This is a genomic window from Pseudoalteromonas sp. SR44-5 (genome assembly GCF_014163675.1).
In the GTDB taxonomy this organism is placed as follows: domain Bacteria; phylum Pseudomonadota; class Gammaproteobacteria; order Enterobacterales; family Alteromonadaceae; genus Pseudoalteromonas; species Pseudoalteromonas rhizosphaerae.
Map to the genome: position 1 here is coordinate 1 of NZ_JACJDT010000145.1, position 859 is coordinate 859.

General features: G+C 52.4%; 1 protein-coding gene. It reads right to left on the bottom strand.

Annotation, left to right across the window (positions count from 1 at the left end; all coding sequences use genetic code 11):
* On the bottom strand, positions 1–859 hold an 859-nt coding region (locus H5154_RS22900), incomplete at both ends, for an Ig-like domain-containing protein (protein WP_182719750.1).

Genomic DNA, 859 nt, shown 5'->3' on the forward strand with positions numbered 1-859 from the left:
ACTATGCTGCCCTGTGGCGCACTGGCGGTGCCACTGATGGTAGGCGTGGTATCGTTACTGTCGGCTGGCGGATTAATACTGATATCCGGCATGGTGGTATCAATGATCCCAGTGACGCTGGCGGTGCCTTGATTACCCACGCCATCTTCAACGGTGGCGGTAACACTAAAGTCACCCTCCGCTAAATCACTGCTGGCCGTGACACTCCATGTGCCGCCAGTTACGGTGGTTTGAACTGTCTCTGCGGGGTTTATTCCATCATTTATCACTACAGTGACAACACTGCCATCTGGCGCATCACTGCTGCCGTTAATGGTCGGTGTAGTGTCGTTGGTTTCACCTATCGCGTTGATGGTAATACTCGGCGCTAAGGTGTTAAGTGTAAAGGTATCAGTGGCACTGTTGCTGTTGCCCGCTGCATCACTGACACTCGCAACCACCGTGTAATCATCATCGCCGAGGACTGGCGAGGTGACCGCCCACTCACCATTGGTATTAACCGTTGCACTAAGCGTGGTACTGGTCCCGACACTATCGGTCACAACAAGATTTATAATAGTTCCTGCTGGCTCTGACGAGGTGCCACTGAGTGTCGGCGTATCATCATTAATGGCACCGAGGCTATTGATACTGATCAACGGATCTAAGGTATCCACACTGCCAGTGCCGGTGTCACTGCCGGTATTGCCTGCCGCATCGGTAATACTGGCGGTTACTGTATAACTGCCATCCGTTAAGCTTGGTGCTGTTACTTGCCATGAACCATCAGCGAGGACGGTGGCACTTAATCCATAACTATCGCCATTGACATCCACGATACTGATGCTAACAACGGTGCCCGTAGGCTCGGTTGAGGTAC